This window comes from Mycobacterium kansasii ATCC 12478, assembly GCF_000157895.3.
Taxonomy (GTDB): domain Bacteria; phylum Actinomycetota; class Actinomycetes; order Mycobacteriales; family Mycobacteriaceae; genus Mycobacterium; species Mycobacterium kansasii.
Map to the genome: position 1 here is coordinate 1,517,405 of NC_022663.1, position 17,262 is coordinate 1,534,666.

The 17,262-nt window shown below is 65.7% G+C and carries 13 protein-coding genes; 7 read left to right on the forward strand and 6 right to left on the reverse strand.

Translation table 11 applies throughout. The features are described 5' to 3' along the window. Nucleotides 1–306: 306 nt before the first annotated feature. The 3 genes from MKAN_RS06480 (at nucleotide 307) to MKAN_RS29370 (ending at nucleotide 3,470) form a co-directional block, all read left to right on the forward strand. The gene (locus tag MKAN_RS06480; RefSeq protein ID WP_023366395.1) at nucleotides 307–1,548 is read left to right on the forward strand and encodes a cytochrome P450; all 1,242 of its coding nucleotides are present in this window, start codon (nucleotides 307–309) and stop codon (nucleotides 1,546–1,548) included. After that, complete coding sequence (locus MKAN_RS06485; protein ID WP_023366397.1) at nucleotides 1,548–2,129, forward strand: TetR/AcrR family transcriptional regulator; 582 nt, start codon at nucleotides 1,548–1,550, stop codon at nucleotides 2,127–2,129. Before MKAN_RS06480 ends, MKAN_RS06485 begins: the two co-directional genes overlap by 1 nt. Before the next feature lie 531 nt (nucleotides 2,130–2,660). Beyond that, the gene (locus MKAN_RS29370) at nucleotides 2,661–3,470 is read left to right on the forward strand and encodes a PPE family protein (protein WP_080674026.1); all 810 of its coding nucleotides are present in this window, start codon (nucleotides 2,661–2,663) and stop codon (nucleotides 3,468–3,470) included. An 89-nt stretch (nucleotides 3,471–3,559) separates the two neighbouring features. Here the strand turns inward: MKAN_RS29370 and MKAN_RS06505 are convergent, their stop codons facing one another. The 3 genes from MKAN_RS06505 to MKAN_RS06515 all read right to left on the reverse strand — a co-directional run bounded on the left by MKAN_RS06505 (nucleotide 3,560) and on the right by MKAN_RS06515 (nucleotide 7,206). After that, nucleotides 3,560–4,276, reverse strand: coding sequence for a siderophore-interacting protein (locus MKAN_RS06505; RefSeq protein ID WP_023366404.1), 717 nt, complete (start codon nucleotides 4,274–4,276; stop codon nucleotides 3,560–3,562). Nucleotides 4,277–4,357: 81 nt separating this feature from the next. Next, nucleotides 4,358–5,497 (reverse strand): acyltransferase family protein, encoded by a 1,140-nt coding sequence (locus tag MKAN_RS06510; protein WP_023366406.1) that lies wholly within the window; start codon nucleotides 5,495–5,497, stop codon nucleotides 4,358–4,360. Then, nucleotides 5,494–7,206, reverse strand: a complete 1,713-nt coding sequence (locus MKAN_RS06515) for a DEAD/DEAH box helicase (protein ID WP_023366408.1) — start codon at nucleotides 7,204–7,206, stop codon at nucleotides 5,494–5,496. The genes MKAN_RS06510 and MKAN_RS06515 overlap by 4 nt, the downstream gene beginning before the upstream one ends. 536 nt (nucleotides 7,207–7,742) lie before the next feature. On the opposite strand from MKAN_RS06515, the gene MKAN_RS06520 reads away from it, so the two are divergent. From MKAN_RS06520 to MKAN_RS06530, 3 genes are all read left to right on the forward strand, one after another. Continuing rightward, the gene (locus MKAN_RS06520) at nucleotides 7,743–8,345 is read left to right on the forward strand and encodes a DUF4190 domain-containing protein (protein ID WP_129111703.1); all 603 of its coding nucleotides are present in this window, start codon (nucleotides 7,743–7,745) and stop codon (nucleotides 8,343–8,345) included. Between the two features lie 411 nt (nucleotides 8,346–8,756). Then, nucleotides 8,757–9,353 carry an LppP/LprE family lipoprotein gene (locus tag MKAN_RS06525; protein ID WP_036392488.1) on the forward strand — a complete coding sequence of 199 codons (597 nt, stop codon included), beginning with the start codon at nucleotides 8,757–8,759 and terminating at the stop codon, nucleotides 9,351–9,353. A gap of 177 nt (nucleotides 9,354–9,530) precedes the next feature. After that, nucleotides 9,531–12,935 (forward strand): TM0106 family RecB-like putative nuclease, encoded by a 3,405-nt coding sequence (locus tag MKAN_RS06530; RefSeq protein ID WP_023366414.1) that lies wholly within the window; start codon nucleotides 9,531–9,533, stop codon nucleotides 12,933–12,935. Between the two features lie 84 nt (nucleotides 12,936–13,019). On the opposite strand, the gene MKAN_RS06535 is transcribed toward MKAN_RS06530, so the two are convergent. Genes MKAN_RS06535 through MKAN_RS06540 form a run of 3 tightly spaced genes read right to left on the reverse strand, consistent with a single transcriptional unit; the run spans nucleotide 13,020 to nucleotide 15,470 of the window. After that, complete coding sequence (locus MKAN_RS06535) at nucleotides 13,020–13,454, reverse strand: glycoside hydrolase family 18 protein (protein WP_129111704.1); 435 nt, start codon at nucleotides 13,452–13,454, stop codon at nucleotides 13,020–13,022. Nucleotides 13,455–13,513: 59 nt separating this feature from the next. Next, the gene (locus MKAN_RS32495; protein WP_258042695.1) at nucleotides 13,514–13,648 is read right to left on the reverse strand and encodes a hypothetical protein; all 135 of its coding nucleotides are present in this window, start codon (nucleotides 13,646–13,648) and stop codon (nucleotides 13,514–13,516) included. A 40-nt stretch (nucleotides 13,649–13,688) separates the two neighbouring features. Next, entirely contained in the window at nucleotides 13,689–15,470 is a 1,782-nt protein-coding gene (locus tag MKAN_RS06540; RefSeq protein ID WP_023366420.1) for an MFS transporter, read from the reverse strand. An 880-nt stretch (nucleotides 15,471–16,350) separates the two neighbouring features. On the opposite strand from MKAN_RS06540, the gene MKAN_RS06545 reads away from it, so the two are divergent. Further along, nucleotides 16,351–17,106, forward strand: coding sequence for a hypothetical protein (locus MKAN_RS06545; RefSeq protein WP_023366424.1), 756 nt, complete (start codon nucleotides 16,351–16,353; stop codon nucleotides 17,104–17,106). Nucleotides 17,107–17,262: the final 156 nt, after the last annotated feature.

The following is a 17,262-nucleotide window of genomic DNA, read 5'->3' on the forward strand; positions in this document are numbered from 1 at the left end:
TGTGCGGCCAGGGCGCCGAGTGTGCCGCCAGGGCGCCGAGTGTGCGGCGACGGCGCGGCCAGACGCCTGAGCTCCGCCAAGGGCGCGCATTCGAATCCCTGGATGCACATTCGCTAGCAGTCTGCCGATCGAGCAGGGGGCGGGCGAGGTCAGAGACCCGCAAGTAAAGCGAAGGTGTGCAACGGATTTGCCGTTCATCAGACACACTTCACGCCGCCGAAGACTCGTGTGGCTGATGTGACTCGACCGGCACTGCCCAGGAGCGCACTGTTGACATATAACCGACCATTGTCGTATCAATGAGACATGATAGCTGCAGTGTCTCATGGTGCTCCGCCGGTGTTTCAGCTCGCCACCGCTGAAACATGGGCCAATCCCTGGCCGATGTACCGGGCACTGCGAGACCACGACCCGGTCCACCATGTCGTCCCGCCCGATAGTCCGGACCATGACTACTACGTGCTGTCCCGGCACGCCGACGTCTGGGCAGCGGCCCGCGACCATCAGACGTTCTCCTCCGCACAGGGGCTCACGGTCAATTACGGTGAGCTGGAGTTGATTGGGCTGCAAGACAACCCGCCGATGGTGATGCAGGACCCGCCGTTGCACACCGAGTTTCGCAAGCTGGTATCGCGCGGTTTCACCCCACGCCAAGTCGAGGCGGTAGAGCCCAAGGTGAAAGAGTTCGTCGTCGAACGCATCGAGAGGCTGCGCGCCAACGGCGGCGGCGACATTGCCGCCGAGCTGTTCAAACCCCTGCCGTCGATGGTGGTCGCGCACTATCTCGGGGTGCCCGAAGAGGATCGGGCCCAGTTCGACGGCTGGACCCAAGCCATCGTCGCGGCCAACACCGGCGAAGGCGGCATCGCCGGCGCACTGGAAACGGTCGGCGATGCGGTCGGCTCGATGATGGCCTACTTCACCGGATTGATCGAGCGCCGCCGAACCGAACCCGGGGACGACACGATTTCACACCTGGTCGCCGCCGGGGTCGGGGCAGACGGCGACATCGCCGGCACTCTTTCGATTCTTGCCTTTACGTTCACCATGGTCACCGGTGGCAACGACACCGTCACCGGAATGCTTGGCGGGTCGATGCCGTTGCTTCAGCAGCGGCCCGATCAGCGGCAGCTGCTGGTGGACCAACCAGAACGCATACCCGACGCAATCGAGGAACTACTGCGGCTCACCTCGCCCGTACAGGGCTTGACTCGCACCGTGACCAACGACGTGACGATCGGTGACACCACCGTCCCGGCCGGCCGCAAGGTATTGCTGCTGTACGGGTCCGCCAATCGCGACGAGCGCCAATACGGGTCGGACGCAGGTGAACTCGATGTCACCCGCTGCCCACGCAACATCTTGACCTTCAGTCATGGTGCCCACCATTGCCTGGGTGCCGCCGCGGCGCGCATGCAGTCACGGGTCGCCCTGACCGAACTGCTGCTGCGCTGCCCGGACTTCGAAATCGACGAGCCCGCAATCGTGTGGTCCGGGGGAAGCTACGTCCGCCGGCCGTTGTCGGTGCCGTTTCGGGTGAAGTCGTAATGGCCGGAACCGATTGGCTGGCCGCGCGCCGCACCGAGGTGGCCGCAGACCGCATCCTCGACGCGGCCGCGCAGCTCTACACTGTGCGCGACCCGGCCTCGATCGGCATGAACGAGATCGCCAGGGCCGCAGGATGTTCCCGTGCGACGCTGTACAGGTACTTCGACAGCCGCGAGGCGTTGCGTACTGCCTACGTGCACCGGGAGACCAGGCGGCTCGGTCGTGAAATCATGCAGCAGATCAGCGGGGTCGAGGATCCGCAAGAACGGCTCGTCGCGAGCATCGCCGCCACCTTGCGGATGGTGCGCGAGAGCCCCGCGCTGGCGGCGTGGTTTGCCGCGACCCGTCCGCCGATCGGCGGCGAGTTGGCCGGACAGTCGGAGGTGATCGCCGCCCTGGCTGCTGCGTTCCTGCAGTCGCTCGGCTCCGTTGGCGGAGCCGCCGTCGAGCGCCGGGCCCGTTGGGCGGTGCGCGTGATCATCTCGTTGCTGACGTTCCCGGGACGCGACGAAGCCGACGAGCGGGCCATGATCGAAGATTTCGTCGTCCCCGTCGTTGCCCCGGTATCGGCCTCCCCATAGCCACTTCACAACGTCATGATGCGGCTGCCGGACGTTCGCGCCACCCAGATGACCATCGAGCTTCCCGCGGCAACCCGCGACTTCCGCCGGTACCGACGCCCGGGTTCGGGCATGCGAAAACACCTGCCGCTAAGGCGCTTCGTTCATCGGCGTGCCGCCGGAGCACTGTATCGGCTGCATCGGCCGCATTTTCTTGAATCCCGTTTTGGTCACGGCCTACGCGTTCTAAGATAAGGCGAATCCTGCGCCGGGGGCTTGGCGCTTCGGCGACCAGACTGGAATGTTCAGCCGGGGTGGAGGTGGTTTCGCGGCATGTCGGTAAGCGCAGCAGACGGCCCACCCTGCCGCTGGCCGGCCGGTTGCCGAGGTTGGCCGTGCGCCGCTCGCCGTTATCGACGGACAGCTGAGAACCCGGTTCCTCAACGACCGGATTTGGTAGGCAGTCAAGGGGCCTGCCGGCGTGGACGCCGGCTGTGCACGGATACGTGCGCGAAAGCAACTGGGTGAGGTGCCGGTAAGGAAGGATCGACGATGTCGTACGCCATGTTTCCGCCAGAGGTCAATTCGGCCCTGTTATGTTCTGGCGCCGGATCGGGGCCAATGCTTACGGCGGCAACGGCCTGGGGTGAGTTGGCGGGCGAGTTGCGCTCGGCGGCAGCGTCATTCGCGTCCGTGACCTCCGACCTGGCGTGCGGAGCGTGGCAGGGTGCGGCGGCGGCGAAGATGACCGAGGCGGCCGCACCGTATGCGGCGTGGCTCGCCACCGCTGCTTCCCATTCCGAGGGGGCAGCCTGCCAAGCCGGCGCCGTGGTGGCGGCTTTCGAGGCGGCGTGCGCCGCCACGGTGTCGCCGGTGATTATTGCCGCCAACCGGGCCATCACCCGAGCCCTGGCAAATACCAACATCTTTGGATTCAACATGCCGGCGATCGCGGCAATGGAAGCTGAATATGAGGAGATGTGGGCCCGGGACGTCTCGGCGATGTTCGGATACCACGTCGGCGTCTCACAGGCCTGGTCGCAGTTGTTCCCCATTCAGCAGTTACTGCGAGGCCTGCCGCGGATACCCATACCGCCATGCGGGACCCCGCCGACCACGACCCCGCCGCCCACGACCCCGCCTCCCACCACGCCGCCGCCGGTGACGCCGCCGCCGCCCACGACCCCGCCGCCGGTGACGCCGCCGCCTCCCACGACCCCGCCGCCCACCACGCCGCCGGTGACGCCGCCGCCACCTCCGAGGCCCACGCCACCTCCGACACCCACTCCGAGGCCCGTACCGCCCATACACCGGGTTCCGGTGGAGCCAAGGATCCCGACGGTGCCGGTGATGCGGAAGTAATCGGCTGTTACGCGTCGAGAGGAACGCCCCATATGCCGGCGGTCACCGTTCGATTCGCTGGCCGGGGTCGACCTGAGCCGCTTCGCCGGTCAGGCCATCCAATAGGCTTGTGCCTTAATAGATTTGCGCGGAATGCCGAAGTCCTCACGCAGTGCCTTGGCGACCGAGCGGGTGGTGCGGGTGCTGCTGGCAACCCAGCCGAAGTGATCGCCCGCGTCGAATGCCGCCCCGCGCACCGTCTCGAGCAGCGCATTGCCGTCGTCCTTGCGATCCACCCACGTGACGTCGTCGGTGCGGGCGACCGGTAGCGATTTGTCCTCGTCGTAGCCGGCCTCGAGAAACACTCGCGCGGGGGCCTCGCCGATCGATTCCAGCAAGGAGTTGATCGCCGGCAGTGATGCGGTGTCACCGACGATGACGTAGCCGCCGGGTGGCGGATCCGGGATGGCGAACTTGCTGCCCAGCACCGTCGCATCGATGGTGTCGCCGGGTTGCGCGTTGCGTGCCCAGTCCGACGCGATGCCCTCATGCAGGGCGAACTCGACGTCGAATGCACCCGCAGCCGGATCGGGGTCGACCAGCGTATAACCACGCTGGTGCGACTTGTCGCCATCGGAGAACCACATCCGGATCCACATGGTCGGATGCACGGCATGTTCACCCAACATCCCGCCGTCGTCGAAGCTCAACCGCAGGTAGTGGGGGCTGATCTCGCGCCAGCCAGTCACCGTCAGCCGGTAGTCACCGGCCCGCATGAGCTTCAACACCGCACCCTGCCAGCCCCGTGATGCCTTGTGTTCGGTCATGAGTTGTCGTTCCTTCGTCGCGTTCGCATCAATTTAGGGCAGGGTAACCTAAAATGCTGAACGACCGGACGGCGCCGACACCTACGTCTTGACTCGGGTGAAGCGGTGCAGCAGCCATGCCACAGGGATGGTCACCACCATCGTCGCGATGAAGAGGTTCAGCATCGATCCGGTGTATACCCGGTAGCGGACCACGTGAACCATGGCGAATTCCATGGTCACCAGGTGGACCAGGAAGATCTCGTAGGAGATCTCACCAAGCCACACCATCGGTCGGCTGGCCAGCAACCGGGAGTACCAGCCCTGATCGCCGAGGGCCAGCGGTGCCACCGCCAGCGTTGCGATCACGGCGTAGAAGCACGCCTTGACCACTGCCTCGGTCACCGCCGACGGCGAGGTCGTGGGCGCGCCGGCGATCGGCGTGGAGGCGATGAAATAGCAGATGACGGCCAACGGCAGTGCGGCAAACGCGTAACAGCGCACTCCCATGGCCTGCAGGACGGTCAGCATCATGCCGCCGAGAAACCAGGCCAGGTAACTGGGTAACCAGAGGCGAGCTCCGTCGGGAAACCAGCCAACGGTGTGAATCAGGACCAACCAGACCGGCGTGATGGTTGCCATTCCCGCCAGCGCCCCGACCATCAACCTGGGCTGCCAGCGCCGCCGGCTGACCAGCACCAGGAGCACGTAGGCCAGGAATGGGAGCGCCACGTAGAAAGCTGCCTCCACCGCCAGGCTCCACATCTGGGTCAGCCCTTGATGCAGATAGGAACCGAGATAGCCATCGGTGTAGATCTGGGTCAACGTCAGGTTGCGCACCAGCCCCATCCAGCTGTGTCCGGGGTTGGGCCCGGCGGTGCGGAAGTGGTAGATGACGTAGGCGATCAGCACGACGACGACGTAGGCCGGCATGATCCGCCGGACCCGATGCCAGGCATAACGGCTCAACGAAGGTGGAGGGCCGTCGGTGGCGGCGGAGCGCACCCAGGGACGGAACAACAAGTAACCGGACAGCACGAAGAAGATCGGCACACCGATCTCCATCCGGGACGACACCAGGCCCCAATAGCCGTGGGTGTACTTGCCGGTGCTGTAAGCCGCGTGGGTGCCGACCACCAAAAGGGCGGCGACTGCCCGGATTCCGGTCAGCGACGCGACGCGGTCCACGTGTGAGATCTGCTCGAGTCCGCCTTGGTCGTCCTCGGCCTTGGACAGGGTCATCCGATGCGTTTCCGTCGTGGTTTGCCGCGGTCGTAGCGGCTTGCCTTCACCGGCCCATCTCGCCGAAGGTTGATCAGCACGCCTGAAATCCGGGTGCTTTCAAGCTTTTTGAGCGTTGCGCGTGGCAGCTTCGCCGGCAGCTCCACCAACGAGAAATCCGGCCCGATGCTGATGTGGCCGAATTCGCTGCGGTGTAACCCTCCTTCGTTGGCAATCGCGCCGACGATTGCTCCGGGTCCGATCTTGTGACGCTTGCCGACCGAGATCCGGTACGTGCTCAGCGCCGGGCCGTTTCTGCGCTTTTCGGCATGCTGGTCGCTTGCGGGTTTCTTGGTCTCGCTGCGCCGCTCGGGTGGTGGTTCGGGTGCCAGCAGGAATGCCTCGCCGTCTCGCGACTGCAACGCCAACGCCGCGGCGATGTCGGCCATCGGGACATCATGCTCACGTTCGTAGTCCTCGACCAGCTTGCGGAACAGCGCGACGCCAGGTTTTGCGAGCGCGTCGGTGATCGAGTCTGAGAACTTAGCCACCCGCTGGGCATTGACGTCCTCGACCGTGGGCAACTCGGCCTCGGTCATCGTTTGCCGGGTGGCCTTTTCGATCGCCTTGAGCAGGTGGCGTTCGCGTGGGGAGACGAACAACAGCGCGGCCCCGGGACGACCGGCCCGGCCGGTGCGTCCGATGCGGTGCACGTAGGACTCGGTGTCGTGCGGGATGTCGTAATTGAGCACATGCGATATGCGTTCGACGTCGAGTCCGCGGGCCGCCACGTCGGTTGCGACCAGGATGTCGATGCCGTTGGGGCCGCCCTCACGCAGCGCAGTGATGGTCCGCTCCCGCTGCTGCTGCGGAATGTCGCCGTTGATGGCCGCCGCGGAAAAACCTCGAGCCCTTAGCTTTTCGGCAACCTCCTCGGTCGCCTGCTTGGTGCGGACGAATACGATCATCGCCTCGAAGGGCTCGACCTCGAGGACTCGGGTGAGGGCGTCCATCTTGCGCGGACCGGCTACCTGGATATAGCGCTGCGAAATGTTCTCCGCGGTAGCTGTTTTCGCTTTGGACGTGACTTCCAGGGGGTCGTGCAGGTACTTGGTGGTGATCTTGCGGATCGCCGGGGGCATGGTCGCCGAAAACAGGGCCACCTGTTTGTATTCCGGGGTGTCGGACAGGATGCGCTCGACGTCCTCGGCGAAACCCATGGCCAGCATCTCGTCGGCCTCGTCGAGCACCAGATAGTCCACCCGGGACAGGTCCAGGGTCCCGCGCTCCAGGTGGTCGATGACACGACCGGGCGTACCGACGATGATCTGCGCGCCGCGCCTCAGCCCTGCCAGCTGCACGGCATACGACGACCCGCCGTAGATCGGCAGCACGTTGAGCTTCGGCAGATACGCCCCGTAGCGGCTGAACGCCTCGGCGACCTGCAGCGCCAGCTCCCGGGTGGGCGCCAGAATCAGCGCCTGGGTCGCCGTGCTGGTGACGTCGATTTTGGACAGGATCGGGATCGCGAACGCGGCGGTCTTGCCGGTGCCGGTCTGCGCCAGCCCCACCACGTCGGAACCTGCCATCAGCGCCGGGATGGTCGCGGCCTGGATGGCCGTCGGCGACTCGTAGCCGACGCCAGCGATCGCCCGCAAGACCGAGGGATGGATCTGCAGGTCGACGAAGGTGTCGGGAGGGGCGACGGGCATGTTGTCCGGGGTGAGCATTTCACACGGAGTTTAGCCGGGATCCGCCGCTATGCCGTACGGCACGGCGGCCGATCGGCCGCCAAGGGGGATGGCCGCGGTGATTCGATATCTCGACGACGAATTCGGGTGTCCACAGATGCCCTCGGCATCGACGGCACCTTACGAACGTGCGCCAGGAACATGGCAACCAACGCCGCACGGTAGACAATCACGCCGACGGCGATCACTGTCGGCGAGAGCAGCGAGCGTTTGCGGCTCCCGCCGCCGCCCGTCGGGGGTTTTTGTCCTGCTACAGAGCCTGGCCTCGTCCCGTCTTGGCCCAATTGGCCGGAAAGGGCCATTTAGCTTCTGGTCAGGGACTTCTGGCACTACTGGTGCCGCAAGCACTGCGGCTTAGCTTCCGTCCATCAGCAACGACGCTTTCACCGATCGGGGTCTGTATGTCTTCCCAACCGCCACCTCAAGCGTGGCAACATGCCCCAGCAGCGGGTGGGCTGCCCCCGCAAGTTCCTTCGCAGCACCCGCCGCAGCCACAAAGAGGCAACGGTTTCGCGGTGACTGCTCTTTTGTGTGGCGTCTTCGGTTCTTGTCTAGGGCTGGTTCCCGCCCTCGGGATAGCGGCCTTTCCGTTCGCCGTGGTGGGCCTTGCGTGTGGCGTCATCGCGATGATTCGGGCGAGCAAAGGAGTCCGGGCAGGCAAAGCCATGGCCATTGCCGGCACGCTCCTGTGCGTGCTGGCACTGATCCTGGCGACCTTTTGGATTGTTGTCATCGCCAACTCCTTCAAGGACCGAGGCGACTCACGGAAGGCCATAACTGGCCAGAGCACGGAAGATATTCTGCGGAACGATCTCGACGTCCAGTTCGGTCAATTTGTCACCGATGACAATCCGGACAGGTCCGGCAAGATGATTGTCACGCTTCGCAACAAGAGCAATAAGAGCGCATCCTTCAGCGTCGACGTTGAAGCCTTGGACGCCAGCGGAAATCGCATCGCAGGCGACACCGCTTTCGTCGAGGTGCTTGCGCCGGGTCAAGCCACCCGGAAGGACATGTTCGTTTTCGTAGCCAGCGACAAGCACGATGCGATGAAGAAGGCGACCTTCAGGGTCGTCGAGGCGTCGAAGTACGCGCCGATGCCGCCACCGGTCAAGTAGGTAGTCGCAGATTGTGGCTCGATGCAATGCTTTTCGCGGCAGTCATTCGGCATATCGGTATTCCGTGTCGCCCCGTCGGACAAGCACCGCGTCGCTGACGCGGACAGGAAGTACACCGACCTGGCTCACGATTGACAACTGCTGCAATCACCCCGAGGTCGGGTGTGCCTATTTGACCGGCTTTGAGCAAATCACGCTGCCGCACATTCGCTTCGAAGAGTGTCGCTGGTAGCCGGGCAAACCGACAACACTGTGTCCGCCGGTGACACCTGTGGCACCTGTGATTCAGGCTTCACCTCAAACCACCGACGGACCGTGCGGGGTGAATGCGGCGGGCCAGCCCGCGCCGGATCTCGCTGGCACGGCCACGCCTGACACAATCTGCAGCCCGATCGCGGTACGGTTCCCGTCGTGTGGTCGCTCCCCCGCCGTGCCGCGCCACTGATAGGCGTGTCTGCGACGGCATTGGTCGCCGCGACATTGACGGGCTGTGGTTCGGGGGATTCCACGGTCGCGAAGACGCCGCAGGCAACCACACCTCCGGTCGCTGCCTCCAGCGCGTCGAGCCCGACGACCCCGTCGTCGGCGGCGGCTCTCCCACCCACCAGTAGTGCGGCCCCGGCCGACCCGTGTGCGGTCAACCTCGCCTCGCCCGCAATCGTCCGGGTCGTGTCCGAGCTGCCTCGCGATCCCCGCAGTCAGCAGCCCTGGAATCCGGAACCGCTGGCCGGCAACTATAACGAGTGCGCGCAGCTGTCCGCGGTGATCGTCAAGGCCAACACAAACGACACCAATCCCACCACCCGCGCGGTGATGTTCCACCTTGGCCAATTCATCAAGCAGGGGGTCCCCGACACCTACGGGTTCACCGGTGTGGACGAGTCGCAGTCCACGGGAGACACGGTCGCGTTGACGTACTCCGGCGGGATCACCGGCTTGAACAGCCTGGTGAAATTCCGGTGGAACGGCAGCGGCGTCGAAGTCCTCGGCAACACACCAGGCGGGTAACCGAATAAGTCGCGGAGCATGGTCGCCAGATTTCCGGTCAGATCACCGGCTTTTCGCACCGAGCGGCGGCACCTGGCCCGCCCCCGCCCCCCGGCGGCGTGCTCCTACCACCAAAGCCAACAAGGCGTTTACGCCTGTTCGCCATCGATGTCGGACCCTTGACCTACCGTTGCGGTTGTGTTCCTCAGCGACGACACCCTGGTCTACAGCGCATCGGATCTCGCCTCCGCCGCGCGTTGCGAGTATGCGCTGCTCAGGGATTTCGACGCGAAGCTCGGCCGCGGCCCGGCAGCGCCGGTTGCGGACGAACTGCTCGCCAGAGCAGCCGTACTGGGGAACGAACACGAACGACGCCGCCTCGACCGACTGCGCGACGAGTTCGGCGACGGCGTCGCTGTCATCGGCCGTCCGGCATACACACTCGCCGGGCTGACGGCCGCCGCCGCGGCGACTCGGCACGCCATCGCCAACCATGCCCGGGTGGTGTATCAGGCTGCGCTGTTCGACGGCCGCTTCGTGGGGTTCGCCGACTTCCTGATCCGAGACGGTGAACGCTATCGGATCGCCGACACCAAGCTGGCGCGCTCACCTCAAGTCACCGCACTGCTGCAGCTGGCGGCCTACGCTGACGCACTAGCCGGCTGCGGGGTGCCGGTAGCGCCGGAGGCCGAGTTGGAGCTTGGCGACGGCACCGTCGTGCGGTACCGGATTAGCGACCTGATCCCCGTTTACCGGTCCCAGCGCGCGGTATTGCAGCGGCTGCTCGATAATCATTACGCCTCGGGCACCGCGGTGTGCTGGGACGATCCTGGCGTTCGCGCCTGTTTTCGCTGTCCGCTGTGTACCGAGCAACTGCGCGCAACCGACGACCTGCTGCTGGTGGCCGGTATGCGTGTCACCCAGCGGGAAAAGCTGCTAGACGCCGGCATCACCACAATCGACAAGCTGGCCGAACACACCCAACCGGTGCCGGGCCTGGCTCCAAGCGTCCTCGGCAAGTTGACCGCGCAAGCCAAACTACAAGTGCGGCAACGTAATACTGGTGAACCGCAATACGAGATCGTCGACCCGCAGCCGCTGGCGCTATTGCCGGAACCCGACGCCGGCGACCTGTTCTTCGACTTCGAAGGCGATCCGCTGTGGACCGCCGATGGCCACGAGTGGGGGCTGGAATACCTGTTCGGCGTATTGGAAGCCGGGCCGGCGGGAGCCTTCCAGCCGCTATGGGCGCACGACCGGGCACAGGAACGTCAGGCCCTCAAGGATTTTCTGGCGCTGGTTGCCAAACGTCGCCGTCGCCATCCCAACATGCACATCTACCATTACGCGCCCTACGAAAAAACGGCACTGCTGCGGCTTGCCGGGCGCTACGGCGTGGGTGAGGACGACATCGACGAGCTGTTGCGCAACGGTGTTCTCGTCGACCTCTACCCGTTGGTGCGCAAAAGTCTTCGCGCCGGCGCGGAGTCGTTCAGCCTCAAGGCGCTGGAGCCGCTCTATATGGGCGCCCGGTTGCGTGCCGGTGAGGTCACGACGGCAGCCGACTCGATCACCTGCTACGCGCGCTACTGCGACTTACGCGCCGAAGGCTGCACGGATGAGGCCGCGGCGGTGCTCAAGGAGATCGAAGACTACAACCACTACGACTGCCGCTCCACCCGCGAACTGCGCGATTGGTTACTGATGCGCGCTTGGGAAGCAGGGGTCACACCGATCGGGGTCCAGCCGGTTGCCGACAGCGGCAGGGTCGAAGATCACGATGAGTTGGCCGCAGCATTGGCGACCTTCGTCGGTGACGACGCAGCGACCAACCGCACACCGGAACAGAACGTTGTCGCGTTGCTGTCGGCGGCGCGCGGCTACCACCGCCGCGAGGATAAGCCGTTCTGGTGGGGGCACTTCGACCGGCTGAACTACCCGCTCGACGAATGGTCGGACAGCACAGACGTTTTCGTTGCCGACGAAACGTCGGTGGTTGCCGCCTGGCATACGCCTGCGCGAGCGCGTAAACCGCAACGGCGGGTGCGGCTGACCGGCGGGCTGGCGCGTGGCGACCTCAAGACGAGCGTGTTCGCCCTCTATAACCCGCCGGCTCCGCCCGGCATCAGCGACGACCCCGACCGTCGGGCCGCGGGCCACGCCGAGGTTGTCGGGGTCGACGACCCCGGTCTGCCGACCGAGGTGGTCATCCTGGAGCGAACCGGCAGTGACGGCAACACGTTTGAGCAACTGCCGTTCGCGCTGACTCCCGGGCCACCCGTACCGACAACGGTGCTGCGCAAGTCCATCGAGGCCACCGCATCCGCGGTCGCCGGCGGGCTGCCACGACTGCCCCGTACCGCGCTGGTCGACGTGCTGCTGCGGCATCCGCCGCGCACCCGGCTACCGCGCGGAACCGACATCGTCGCCGACATTACGGTGGCGGTGCTGGGACTGGACGCCTCATACGTCGCGGTACATGGACCGCCGGGGACAGGCAAGACGCACACCGCCGCACGGGTGATCAAGCGATTGGTCGTCGAGCATTCCTGGCGCATCGGCGTCGTCGCGCAATCACACGCCGCCGTGGAGAACCTGTTGGATTGTGTGATCGACGCCGACTTGGATCCCGGGTGCGTCGCCAAGAAAAAGTATGACCGCACTGCTCCGCGCTGGCAGCAGATCGACGAGAAGCACTACCCGGCATTCATCGCTGACCATGCGGGATGCGTGATCGGCGGCACCGCCTGGGATTTCGCCAACGAGCAACGCGTGCCCCGCGGCAGCCTGGATCTGCTGGTGATCGACGAGGCCGGCCAGTTCAGTCTGGCCAACACCATCGCGGTGGCGCCGGCGGCGACGAACATGTTGCTGCTCGGCGACCCGCAACAGCTTCCTCAGGTCAGTCAGGGCACTCATCCCGAACCAGTCGACGCCTCCGCGCTGGATTGGCTGGTCGACGGGCAGCGCACTCTGCCCGACGAGCGTGGCTATTTTCTGGACCGCTCATATCGAATGCATCCGGCGGTCTGCGCTGCCGTTTCGATGCTGTCGTACGAGGGCAGATTGCAGTCCCACGCCGCGTGCACCACCGCCCGCCGCGTTGCTGGCTACCAGCCCGGCGTGCATGCGCTTTCTGTTGCACACCAAGGTAATTCGATCGAATGCCCGGAAGAGGCCGAGGCGATACTGGCCGAGATCCTGGCGCTGCTCGGACGGTCGTGGAGCGACGAGCGCGGTACCCGGCCATTGGCGGCTTCCGACCTGCTGGTGCTGGCGCCGTACAACGCCCAAGTGGGGTTGCTGCGGCAGCGATTGAGGTCCGCCGGCCTGGACGGAATCCGAGTCGGCACCGTCGACAAGTTCCAGGGCGGGCAGGCACCAGTCGTCTTCATCTCGATGACAGCCTCCTCGGCAGACGACGTTCCCCGCGGAATGTCGTTCCTGCTCAACAGGAATCGGCTCAATGTGGCCATCAGCCGGGCACAGTACGCGGCGGTTGTCGTGCGCTCCGAGATACTGACCCAATATCTGCCGACCACACCCGCGGGATTGATCGACTTGGGGGCCTTCCTGGCATTGACCTCGAGGCCACCCCCATAGCAACGGGGCGGCGCGCTGACGCAACCGACTTCGATCACCCGCCGAACTGCTTGAAGGAACTCGAGAACGCCCAGGCGGTTTGCGTCACACCGCTGCACGTGTTCGACGGTTGCGGAGTTCGGCCGGGCATTGTGAGTCGCGGTTGGCCGACCACATGGCAAGCCGGCCCAGGCCCTTTTGCCGGGCAAAAGCCGTCAGCTTGTCGGCGTCGGCAACCGTGAACACCTCCCTGGGGTCATCGTTGACTCCGATCATCGGTGTCACTCCCACCATCGCCCAGACCTGGGTGTCGGACTTCGACGGATACAGCGGAGCCAGCTGATCGTGGACGCGCTGGGCCGCCTGAATCGCAAGGTCGCCCATCTTGCCGCTGTAATCGAAGGCCGGGTCGTCGTAGTCCATCGCCATCACGTCCACCTGGCCGATGTCTACACCGTTGGCAATGGCGTTCTGCACCACCCGTAGCCCGTCGGCGGTCAGACCGGTCGGAAGCACCGTAAGCGTGAACGAGACGCGCACCGGGTTACCCGCGGCCGTGCCGTCCGCTTGCAAATTGGCGATCGCCTGCGACCGGCGGGTCAGTGACGCGACGTCATTCTGGGCCGCACACCCTCGAACTGCACGATCAACGGCCAGGCCTGCACAGGCAGTGGCGTCACGCCACCCCCGATGACGAGCACGACGACGCCGACCACCACGGCCTCGACCGCCACCCCGCCCGTCACCCCCAGCGGGGCAACGCCGGAGAAAACGCTAGCCGGCGGGGCCGTGTGGATCGTCGAGGTAATGCGCGCGGTATGCCGACTGGCCTGACCCGAGCAGCGACGGCGTCGATGTCTGCGGTGACGAGTCGATGTGCGAGCCATTGCGCACGACGTCGCTGGGGACGTCTACCGGTTCGCCGCAAGATTGCCTATAAGCCCAAGGGATTTCGCCATCCGACCGGTGCCACCGATCGGGTTCCGGCTGCAGGATGTACTCGACGTAATCGTCGTCATCGAAATCCTCGTCCGACTCCTGATAGTCGTCGCCGTGGTCCCCTTGCGGCAGCAGCCGGCGCGAGGCCGTCGCACCGGTGCCGCCGACCAGGAACAGCGCGGCCACGATTCCGAACAAGGCGATGAACGCGGGCAACAGCATTGACTGCGACATGGCGGCCGAGAACGGCGCGCGCACGAACTCGGGCAACTGCAGGCCGCCACCCTCGCCGCCGAATCCGGGCGCCCCGTCAGGTGGGGGCGGCATCTCGGCGCTGATCCGCGACGTCATGAACGCCGCCATGCTGGCGCTGCCCAGCACCGCCCCGATCTGCCGGGTGGCGTTGTAGACGCCGGAGCTCGCGCCGGCCTGGTCGGGCCGCAGATTGCGGGTGGCGGTGGCGGCCAACGGCGACCAGACGAACGCCATCCCGACGCCTATCGCGCAAAAAGGCAACACCAGCCGCCAGACGGGGGTATCCGGTTCCATCTCGATCGACAGCCACGTCATCGCGATCGCCAGTGCCGAAAAGCCGAACCCGACCACCGGCAGTGGGTGGGACGTGTCGACGATGCGGCCGACGAACGGTGCCAGCACGCCGCTGCTGATCGCCACCGGTGCAATCAGCAGAGCAGCGCGAATGGGCGACAGCCCGCACACCGACTGCGCATAGAAGATCAGCGGCAGCATCATCGCCGTGGTCGCGAACGCGGTGATGGCCACCCCGACGGTGCACAGGCTGAAGTCGCGGTCCCGGAAGATCTCCAGCGGGATCAGCGGCGCGTGTCGGTTGAGCGATTGCCAGTAGACGAACGCCGACATGAATCCCAGGCCGGCGACGAGCACCGCCCAGATCCACGGTTGCCACCCGGCGGACGGACCCTCCTGCAGCCCGAAAACAAGCAAGAACATGCCGATTCCGGACAACGCCACCCCGATCAGGTCGAACCGTTGTGCCCGCACCGGCAGGACCGGGACCAGCCAGGCCGCCAGCGCCAGCCCGAGCACGCCGATCGGGATGTTGACGAAGAAGATCCACTCCCAACCCAGCCCGCCGACCAGCGCCCCCCCGGCTAGCGGCCCGACCAGGCTGGCGACGCCCGCCGTCGCTCCCCACATGCTCATCGCGACACCGCGACGGGCAGCCGGAAAGGTCCGGGTGATGATCGACAACGTCTGCGGGGTAAGCAGCCCGGCGCCCACACCCTGCACAACTCGAGCGGTGATCAGCGCGCCGGCACTGCCCGACAGGCCGCACCACATCGATGCGGCGGTGAACACCGCAAGTCCTGTCAGGTACAGGTTCTTGGGCCCGAACCGGTCGCCGAGGCGGCCGGCCACCAGCAATACCACCGCAAACCCCAGCAGGTAGGCGCTGGTCACCCAGACCACGGTGGCATAGCCGACGTGCAGCACCGCCATGATGGTCGGGTTGGCGATGGCGACGATGGTCGAATCGAGCATGATCATGAAAAAGCCGATCATCATCGACCACAGCGCGTTCCACGGGCTCCCCGAGTAGCTGGCTGCGGGCATCCGGCTCGTGGCCGTGGTCATCTACCCACCTCGTTTCGGCTACCGAATCCACGTGCATTATTCCGGAGCGCCCTTTCGACCGCCATGCGCCTGAATGCCCTGGAGTCGCAACTCCGCTCGGCGCGCAACCCGTGCGCCAGCGTTAGCCTCCGCTGCCACGCAGGCTGTAGTTGATTGCAGGGTCTTGAACGAAGAAAGGTGCCGTGCACTTCGATAATTTCGGCTTGCTGACGACCGGGTCATCCTAAGCCACGTCAACCACCTCGTGCCTGGATCCCCCTGGCGGCCACGGCGGACTACCGGCCGGCAACGGCGGCGCAGGCGGCAACGGCGGAGCCGGCGGCAAGGGTGCCGGCGACGGTATCCCGGGCGGCGCAGGCGGAAACGGCGGAGACGGTGAGCTGCTTTATGGCAGGGAGGACGCCTTGAGCGAAACCACGCTCAGCCTGCGGCATCTGACAGCGCAGACAACACGTCGAAGCGCGTCGAGTCACCGCCCCACGCTGACCCCGCCTTCCCTGTGCAGGAATCCTCAAGCCAGCGGGTGACGGTCATGTCTACGGCTTTCATCGAGCACCAATCTGAAGGAGTCGGCGGATAGCCGGGCAACCAGTGTCGTGTCGCACGCCGGTGCTGCTGTCCTGCCGTGTGGAACCAGGGGGCCTGACCGGCGCGTTGTCGGAGTTGTTAGAGCCCTGGCGTCAGCCGATGGCCGGCCACGATCCCGGCAGGGTCATGCTCGATACGGCGGTAGTGCTGGCGCTTGGATGAGGACCCGCCCTCACGTCCGCCATCCATTGATCAGAGTCGAGAACCACGATCCGGACCGATCAGGCCACCACGTCAACCCCACCAAACATCCGGGTTAGCCTGAAGGTACGCCGTTCCCAGGAGAGGCAACATGAGCGCTCGACGAACCAAGAGGTCCGACCCCGACGAGCAGCCGGCCGCCACCGGCCGGCCCAAAGCGTCCTCGCGGGCGTTGGCACAGGTCATCGAACGCAGCGCACATGTTCAGGCCCCGGCGGCGGAGGCGTACGTGGCCCGCCTGCGTCGAGCACACCCGGCTGCCGGCCCGGCCGAGATTGTCGCCAAGATCGAGAAACGCTTCGTGGCCGCTGTGACGGCCAGTGGCGCGGCCATCGGTATCGTCGCCACCTTGCCCGGAATCGGCACCCTGGCCGCGCTGCTCGCGGCGGCCGGCGAGACCGCGGTTTTCCTCGAGGCCACCGCGCTCCTGGTGCTGGCGCTGGCCTCGGTCTACGGCATTCCACTCGACCACCGGGAACGGCGTCGTGCCCTGGTGTTGGCGGTGCTGGTCGGCGACAACAGCAAGAGTGCGGTTGCCGAGCTGATGGGTTCCGGTCGCACCAGCGGCGGCTGGGTCTCGGAAAGCGTTGCGTCACTGCCACTCCCGGCGGTGTCGAAGTTCAACACCCGGATGTTCAAGTATTTCGCCAAGAGATTCGCGCTGAAGCGCGGGGCGCTGATGTTCGGCAAGCTGTTGCCGGCCGGCATCGGCGCTGTCATCGGCGCCATCGGCAACCGGTTGGTGGGCAAAAAGCTGGTCCGCAATGCGCGCTCGGCGTTCGGCGCGCCGCCGGCTCGCTGGCCGGTCACGCTGTACGTACTGCCGACTGTTCGGGACGCCAGCTAGCGGGCAGGCCGGCTCGGGTGTCTCTGGCGAATCGCCAGCAAAGCGTTAGCCTTTATGAGGCGGCAGCGTGCCGGACCGCCATGGGTATGAGGTGCCCCATCAGCCGGGGCGGGCAAGAAATCGCAGGCGTCGCGCCATGGCGCTTGTAGGACGTCA